This is a genomic window from Sphingobacterium psychroaquaticum, assembly GCF_900177625.1.
GTDB lineage: Bacteria > Bacteroidota > Bacteroidia > Sphingobacteriales > Sphingobacteriaceae > Sphingobacterium > Sphingobacterium psychroaquaticum.
Genome location: NZ_FXAU01000008.1, coordinates 266,944 through 275,905, shown reverse-complemented (window position 1 = coordinate 275,905; position 8,962 = coordinate 266,944). Strand labels below are relative to the sequence as shown.

Annotated in this window: 5 protein-coding genes and 1 rRNA gene; all 6 read left to right on the top strand. The window is 40.8% G+C overall.

The features are described 5' to 3' along the window. Positions 1–181 precede the first annotated feature (181 nt). The 6 genes from rrf (at position 182) to B9Y69_RS18260 (ending at position 8,954) form a co-directional block, all read left to right on the top strand. Positions 182–293 (top strand): 5S ribosomal RNA (gene rrf, locus B9Y69_RS18285). Positions 294–541: 248 nt separating this feature from the next. Next, positions 542–1,612: an efflux RND transporter periplasmic adaptor subunit gene (locus tag B9Y69_RS18280; RefSeq protein WP_085474437.1), complete on the top strand. Its 1,071-nt coding sequence runs from the start codon at positions 542–544 to the stop codon at positions 1,610–1,612. 14 nt (positions 1,613–1,626) lie between these two features. Next, entirely contained in the window at positions 1,627–4,704 is a 3,078-nt protein-coding gene (locus B9Y69_RS18275; protein WP_085474436.1) for an efflux RND transporter permease subunit, read from the top strand. After that, positions 4,705–6,012 (top strand): TolC family protein, encoded by a 1,308-nt coding sequence (locus B9Y69_RS18270; protein WP_085474435.1) that lies wholly within the window; start codon positions 4,705–4,707, stop codon positions 6,010–6,012. Positions 6,013–6,377: 365 nt separating this feature from the next. After that, positions 6,378–7,793 (top strand): Gfo/Idh/MocA family protein, encoded by a 1,416-nt coding sequence (locus tag B9Y69_RS18265; RefSeq protein WP_085474434.1) that lies wholly within the window; start codon positions 6,378–6,380, stop codon positions 7,791–7,793. A gap of 72 nt (positions 7,794–7,865) precedes the next feature. After that, on the top strand, positions 7,866–8,954 hold the full coding sequence (locus B9Y69_RS18260; RefSeq protein ID WP_085474433.1) for a formylglycine-generating enzyme family protein: 1,089 nt from the start codon (positions 7,866–7,868) through the stop codon (positions 8,952–8,954). The last annotated feature ends 8 nt before the right edge of the window (positions 8,955–8,962 follow it).

Below are 8,962 nucleotides of genomic sequence, written 5' to 3'. Positions count from 1 at the left end.
AGATGACAACGTTGATAGGCTATAGGTGTAAAGGTTGAGAGACCAAAGCCGAGTAGTACTAATAGCCCGAAGCTTTCTACAGCGATAGAAACACTGTTGTTTTCTTACTTGTTTCCCTTCTTTCTTCCTGATATGTTATTTAGTTGTTTGTTTAAATTTTATAGCAAGCATATAAAGATATTCAGGTGCCTATATCGGCGGTGTCTACCTCTTCCCATTCCGAACAGAGAAGTCAAGCCCGCCAGAGCCGATGGTATTGCCGTAACAGGTGGGAGAGTAGGTCGGCGCCTAATTTTATACGAAAGCTCCTTCAGGAAACTGGAGGGGCTTTTTTGTTAATACATGATAGTTCGTAGAGCATAGAGGGTAGTTCATAGATAGTAGTCTGTAGAACTATGAACTATGAACTACCAACTAACATCTAACAACTATCAACAACGAACTGCACCCAACTACTTCCTCCTTCATCATAACATTATTACAATAACCTAGTCTATTATTTGTTAATTTTAGATTGCTAAAAGTCAGACTAAACTGTTGTATGAAAAAGAAATCAATTATTGCTATTACTGTGATGTTATTAGTGATCCTAGGGCTTGTTGGGTATCGTATTACCAAAAACAAGGAGAAGGATGCACAAAATGCAGCCAGTGGTGGGCGAGGAGGAAGTGGTAAAGGTGCTAAAGTGTATGGTATTGTTGTTCGAGGAGAGGAGTTTGCTGATTTTATTTCATTATCGGGCTCTATTGAAGCTAATGAGCAGATCGATATACATTCCGAAGTCTCAGGAATTGTAGAGTCAATCAATTTTTCGGAAGGTAATCATGTAGGACAAGGACAAGTTCTTTTTACGGTTAATGATTCAGAGCTTCGCGCGCAATTAGCGCAAGCAACAACGCGCAGTACGCTCGCTGGAGAAAATGAAAGAAGAGCCAAATTGCTCTTAGAAAAAGAGGCTATCAGTCAGGAAGAGTATGATATTGCAAGTGCAGATTTTAGAACCGCTAAAGCTCAAATTCAACTCATTCAAGCACAATTAAATAAAACGGTTGTACGTGCACCATTTTCGGGGACTATTGGTCTACGTAATATTTCGAAAGGTAGTTATGTTACGCCTGCTACAGTGGTAGCACAGCTCGTTAATCTGGCTCAAGTGAAAATCTTGTTTTCTATTCCGGAGAAATATGCGGGTATGGTAAATAAGGGGACTCGTGTCAGTTTCACCGTGAAAGGAAGCGAAGAAGCATATACAGCACGTGTTATCGCTACCGAGCCAACTATTGAAACGACAACACGGACATTATTAGTCAAAGGAGTCGCTGATAATCCTTCTAGAAAACTTATCCCTGGTACATTTGCTAGTGTTACTTTCCCATTGGAAACACTATCGGATGGTTTACTGGTGCCTGCTGAGGCTTTAATTCCTGTTCAGAATGGCAAGAAGATATTTGTTATGCGGGGTGGTAAAGCGAAGGAGATTATGGTGGAGACGGGAGGTCGAACAGATAGCCACGTGTTAATATCTGCGGGAATTATAGCGGGCGATACGGTGTTGACTTCTGGCGTTATGTCGTTACGTGATGGGGCTTCTGTTCAAGTTAATTTGCGTTAGTTTAGATCAGGAATATGAGTTTATCAACCCTAAGTATAAAGCGTCCCGTTCTAACTATCGTTATGAACTTGATGCTCATTCTTTTCGGAATTATTGGATATACCTTTTTGGGTGTCCGAGAGTATCCCTCCATTGATCCGGCACAGATCTCGGTGCGGACCAGCTATGCTGGTGCTAATCCTGATATTATTGAGTCACAAATTACCGAACCTTTGGAAAAGGCTATTAACTCCATTGATGGTATTCGGAACATCTCTTCTTCCAGTAGTCAAGGAATTAGTAATATCAATATTGAGTTCAACCTAGATAAAAATCTTGAAGAGGCAGCAAATGATGTGCGGGATAAAGTTTCACAGGCACAGCGTAGTTTACCGCAAGATATTGATGCGGCTCCGGTTGTATCCAAAGCAGATGCCGATTCAGAACCGATTATTACGTTGACTTTGCAGAGCTCTACAAAAAATGTATTAGAGCTATCTGACTATGCTGAGAATGTGGTTGCACAACGTTTACAAACTATTCCTGGAGTCAGTTCTGTTCAAATATGGGGACAAAAGAAGTTCGCGATGCGTTTGTGGATAGACCCAAGTAAGCTGGCCGCTTATGGTTTAACCGTGCTGGATGTCCGTACAGCCTTAAATGCGCAGAATGTAGAATTACCTTCCGGTAAATTGACGGGACAGAATACAGAATTAACAGTAAAAACTATTGGCAACCTTGCCACAGAAGAACAATTTAATTCAATCATCGTACGTTCGGATAACGATCGTATTGTTCGTCTTAGCGATATTGGAAATGCTGCGTTGGAAGCAGAAAACTTTGAGACCAAGATGTCTGATTCAGGTTATCCAATGGTTAGTTTAGCGGTTATCCCACAGCCGGGGACAAACTACCTGGATATAGCGAGCAAATTTTACGATGAGTTGGATAAGCTGGAAATCGACCTGCCCGAAGGTTTCGATATGAATGTAGCCATTGATAATACACAGTTTGTAAAGAAGTCTGTGCTGGAGGTGGTTGAAACATTACTTATTGCGGTGGTTCTGGTCGTAATTATTATTTATATTTTTTTCCGGAATTGGTCCATTGCTTTTCGGCCTCTTATTGACATTCCCGTTTCCTTAATAGCTACGTTCTTTGTGATGTACTTATGCGGATTTTCGATTAATGTTCTTACGTTGCTGGCTATTGTTTTGGCCACCGGATTAGTGGTAGATGACGGTATTGTTGTAACGGAGAATATATTTAAAAAGGTAGAAGAAGGTATGTCTCCGATCGAAGCAGCTGTTAAAGGCTCAAATGAGATTTTCTTCGCTGTAATTTCCATATCAGTAACCTTAGCCGCGGTATTTCTTCCGGTTGTTTTTCTGGAAGGGTTCGTGGGACGATTATTTCGAGAGTTTGGTATCGTTATCGGCGCCGCTGTGTTAATATCAGCCTTTGTTTCACTTACATTGACCCCTATGCTTAATGCATATTTGATGAAGGGAGGCGAACAAAAGCGTAGTAAGTTTTATATGCGGACGGAGCGTTATTTTGAGCTTATGAATAAGGAGTATGCCAGTTTTTTACGCGGATTCTTAAAGTATAAATGGCTAAGTTTCGTTGTGCTATTAGTTTGTTTTGGACTAATCGCCCTCTTCTATCAGCTGCTTCCGAAAGAAACAGCTCCATACGATGACCGTAGCTATGTAAGCTTACGTGCTACAGCACCAGAAGGTGTATCATACGACTATATGGATCGGTTTATGACAGACTTGACCCTGCTCATCAACGATTCTGTTCCCGAAAAGAAAGTGAGTTTAGTAATTACATCGCCAGGGTTTGGTTCAGCATCTTCTAATAGTGGTATGGTTCGTTTAGGATTGGTTCCGGCGGAAGAGAGAACCAGATCGCAAGAAGAGATCGCTAACTACCTTTCAAAAATCACAAAATCTTATTCAGAAGCGCGCGTAGCGGTTTCGCAGCAGCCTACAATTTCAGTGAATCGACGTGGTGGTTTACCTATCCAGTATATTATCCAGGCTCCCAACTTTCAGAAATTAGAGGAAAAAATTCCTGAATTTATGGAGGAATTGGCGAAGGATAATACGTTCTCGATGACCGATGTCAACCTTAAATTCAATAAACCGGAAATATATGTTACCATAGATCGGGAGAAAGCCCAATCCTTGGGAGTATCTGTTTTAGATGTCGCGCAAACGTTGCAAATGTCTCTGTCAGGACAGCGTTTCGGCTACTTTATGATGAATGGTAAACAATATCAAGTCATGGGGCAATTTGATCGTAAAGATCGTGCAACGCCAACAGATTTGGCTACGATTTATGTGAAGAATAATAGAGGGGAGTTAATCCAGCTGGATAATATTGTAGAGATGGAGGAGAAAAGCAGTCCGCCACAACTTTATCATAACAACCGGTATATGTCGGCTACAGTATCGGCAGGGTTAGCGCCCGGTCGTAGCATGGGGCAGGGGATTGAGGCGATGGAACGTATTAAAGAAAAAGTGTTGGATGAAACTTTTACAACTGATCTAGGGGGAGAATCACGTGATTTTGTGGAAAGTGGTTCCAATACTATGTTCGCTTTTGGTTTAGCAGTATTGCTTATTTTCTTAATATTAGCTGCCCAATTTGAAAGTTTTGTTGATCCTCTGATTATTATTATCACCGTTCCCTTAGCGGTTGCAGGGGCTCTGTTTTCCCTTTGGTTATTTGGTCAGTCGTGGAATATTTTCAGCCAGATAGGTACCATTATGCTTATTGGGCTCGTTACAAAGAATGGAATTTTGATTGTAGAATTTGCCAATCAGTTACGTGAGCAAGGCTTGGAGAAGTACCAAGCGGTTGTTGAGGCTTCAGAAGCTAGATTACGACCTATTTTAATGACTTCCTTGGCTATTGCCTTGGGGGCATTGCCAATCGCCTTGTCTTTGGGAGCAGCGTCCACCAGTAGGATCGGAATGGGGGTAGTTATTGTAGGAGGAACGTTGTTTTCATTGGTTTTGACACTTTTTGTTATTCCTGCTTTTTATATGATGATGTCCAGAAAAAAAGTGCATCGTCCAGAATTTGATACGATAGAGGATTAGATGAAACATAGAATTATAGGTATTTGTTGTCTGTTTTTGCTACAAGCAACAGCAAGTTTGGGACAGTCGCTATTGAGTGTTCGGACAGCGGTGGAAATTGCACTTGAAAATAATTATGCCGTTCGTTTATCACAGAATAATTTGCTTATAGCAAAAGAAAATGTGACACATGGAAATGCGGGCATGTTACCTTCTGTTACGGCAAACTTAACACAGAATAATAGTGTTCAAAATTCGCGTCAGGTGCAGAGTAATGGTGAAGAACGCTCTTTAGATAATGCGAAAAATAATAACCTTACTTATGGGGTGAGTTTAGGTTGGACAGTTTTTGACGGTTTAGGGATGTTTACCCGTTACGAAAGGTTGCAAGAAATGGAGAAGTTGGGTGATGCGGAACTAAAGCGGACTATGTTAACCACGATCGCAGATGTCATTACCCAGTATTATATGATTGTTGAGCAGGAGAATCTGTTGAGTGCCATGGATTCTAATATTATTATTTCGCAAGAACGTTTACGTACTGCAGAAAATAGATATTCTATTGGTAAGGCATCTAAACTTGAAGTCCTCAATGTACAAGTAAACCTCAATAGCGATGTATCCACAAGGTTGCGACAAGTGGAGGTTGTGAAAAACATGAAAACAAACCTGAATAGTCTTATGGCACGTGATCTGGATGAGCCGTTTCATGTCGATCGGCTAGTAAGTATTGACGAGGGATTGGTTTATGATGATTTGCTAGATAAAGCAAAACAGCTCAATCCAGATTTGCAGCTCATCATGATTAATAAACGCCTTGCAGAACTTGACTTAAAGAATATTAAAGCATCGCGTTACCCTGTCGTACGCGTGAATAGTGGTTATAATTTTTCGCGGTCCGAATCGAGCTTAGGTTTTGTCTCAAGTTCCAATGCTCGTGGCTTGAATTATGGTGTCACAGCCTCTATGAATATCTTCGACGGTTTTAATCAACGTCGGAATGAGCGTGTTGCTAAGCGGCAAATAGATCAGGTAGCGCTACAATTCGAGCAACAACAACTGTTTATAAAAACCAGTATTAAGACCGCTTATGAGACCTATCTAACCAACTTACAGCTAACGAAGTTAGAGGATAAAAATGAAGCTATAGCGCGCCAAAATTTAGATATTACTTTGGCAAAATATACCATTGGTTCTATTAGTGCGGTTGAGTTTCGCGATGCCCAGGAGAACTTTATAAATGCCGTATCGCGCTCCAATGCTGCACGTTTACAGGCAAAGTTGACAGAGATACAGTTGAAAGAGTTAATAGGTCAACTCGAACTATAACGCCTTTTATTGCGGTTTTACACCTCCTGATTTAGATAGTATACAGACATAATCAGCTTTCGTTTTTTTCGGAGGCTGATTGTGTCTTTTTTATATTAAGTCCTTTGTACCAAGTTTGTATCATTTTTGTTTGAAAAAAATTAAGCAAACGTTTGCTTTAGATTTTGGTTTTTTTTTACCTCTGAATACACCTATACTTGTAGAAGTAAAGGGAAAGAGAATCCCTCGAACAATAACCATTTGTGTCCTATTATCAGTGTCAATAGGTTATTTCAAATAGACTGTTTAGTTTGTTTTAAAATAGGTGATTTTAGAGGGGACGCTTATTTGTCCCCTTTAATGTAAAAGTAAATTTATCTAAACTTATGAGTTCTAATAGAAGAGATTTTTTAAAGAAAGCTTCACTATTGTCGAGTGTGGCTATTACCCTTCCGTCTATTAACAATGCTGCGTTTGCTGCAGCTCCAGCGTTCAATATGACGGGTTATGCGGCTCCAAAGATTGATAAAGTCCGTATAGCTGTAATTGGTTTGGGTATGCGTGGGCCAGGTGCGGTAGATCGTTTATCGTATATTGAAGGAGCTGAAATTGTTGCCCTTTGTGATAAACATGCCGATCGCGTAGAGAAAGCACAGAAAATTCTAACAAACAAAGGACTTAAGGAAGCGAAATCTTACTCCGGTGAAAACGGCTGGCAACAGATGTTGAAAGAGGTAGAGTTAGATTTAGTTTATATCTGTACACCTTGGCAATATCATGCTCCGATGTGTATTGCTGCGATGAAAGCAGGTGCGCACGCAGCGAGTGAAGTGCCAATTGGCTTGACAGTAAAAGAATGTTGGGAAGTGGTTCGAGTTTCAGAAGAAACGAAAAAACACTGTATGATGTTGGAGAACTGTTGTTATGACTTCTTCGAGATGCTGACATTAAATATGACACGTCAAGGTTTATTTGGTGAATTAGTTCACGCAGAAGGGGCATATATCCACGATTTATTAGACTTGAACTTTAATAAAAAAGGATATGATGATATGTGGCGTTTACGTCAGAACATCAAAATGAACGGTAACTTATACCCGACACATGGTGTAGGACCAATCGCACAATGTTTGAATATCAATAGAGGTGACCGCATGACACATCTTGTGGCTATGCAATCTGCAGATTTCCAAATGGGTGAAAAGGCAAAGGAATTAGCGGCAAAAGATTCTTTCTTCCAAGAATTTGTGGGACAGAGATACCGCGGAAACATGGATACTACGTTGATCAAGACAGAACACGGTAAGACTATGATGTTACAACATGACGTTACATCACCACGTCCTTACTCGAGACTTCACTTATTGAGTGGAACGAAAGGATTTGCACAAAAATATCCAAAAGAAGGCATCGCCTTTGGACACTCTTTTATTAAAGAAGACGAATTAAAAGGTTTGTACGACAAATATACACCAGAATTGATCAAGTACATCGGTGCACAGGCAAAAGAAGTTGGTGGACATGGTGGTATGGACTTTATGATGGATTGGCGTTTGATCGACTGTTTACGTAACGGTTTACCTCTTGATCAGGACGTTTACGACGGCGCGTCATGGAGTGTTATTGTGCCATTGAGCTGTGAGTCCGTAGCTAAGAACAGCAAAACGGTATTGATTCCAGACTTTACAAAAGGTGCTTGGAAAACCAACAAACCACATGATTTAACATTGAACGGTGGTGGTAATACGGGCATCCGTCCAAAAGTATCAAAAGATCAAAAGAATCAACTGAAAATAGATTAATCTATCTTTCTTAAAATATTAAAGAAAGGCTGTATCTTTAGGGTACAGCCTTTTTTGTTAAGTTCACCTGTTATGCAATTTAAACATCTCCTATACCTATCTCCCTTATTTCTATATGCCTGTCAGCTTCCGACTAATCAAGCTAAGGTCATACAAACGACAGTTTCAGACTCGGTCTCTGTATGTCATGTAGGGGCTATTCCTTCCCGTTTTGCACCACAAGATCGTAATTTGGTGCAGTACGGTGGCACAGGAAAGGATGGGGTAAAAATGGTGTTTATACAGGGAGGAACCTTTAAAATGGGATCAAATAGTTTTCCAGATGCGCAACCTATACATGATGTCGTGGTTTCTTCATTCTACATGGATGAGCATGAAGTGACCAATAGACAGTTTGCTGCTTTTGTAAAAGCAACGGGGTATGTTACTTTAGCTGAACGACCATTGGATCCCAAAGAGTTTCCTGATGCCGATCCAGCGATGTTAGTACCGGGATCAGCGGTCTTTACACCAGTAAGCGACGCCACCAGTTTGTCAGACTATTTGCAGTGGTGGAGTTATGTGCCGGGAGCAAATTGGAAGCAACCCGAAGGACCAGATCGTACGATTAAAGGACGGGAAGATCATCCCGTAACACAACTGGCATACCAAGATGCTGAAGCTTATGCGAAATGGGTTGGAAAGCGATTGCCAACAGAAGCCGAATGGGAGTATGCTGCTAAAGCTGGAAAGCATGTCAATGAAACGTATTATTGGGGCACAGAGAAAAAGGAAAAAGGGAGATGGTTGGCTAATATTTATCAGGGAGAGTTTCCGAAACAAAATAGTAAGGAAGATGGATTTGAAACTACAGCACCTGTTAAATCATTTCCGTCTAATGCTTGGGGACTGTATGATCTAGAAGGGAATGTTTGGGAATGGTGCTCGGATTACTATAAGGCCGATTATTATGCGACTAGTCCTAAAACGAATCCTAAGGGACCTGCTGAATCGCACGATCCACAAGAGCCTGGGATGGTCAAGCGTGTGCAAAGAGGTGGTTCATTTTTATGTAACGATCAGTACTGTGAACGATATAAAGCAGGAAGTAGAGGGAAAGGGGAGGTGAATAGCCCGACAAATAATGTGGGCTTTCGCTGTGTTCAAGATATAAAGCAATAGACATAAAA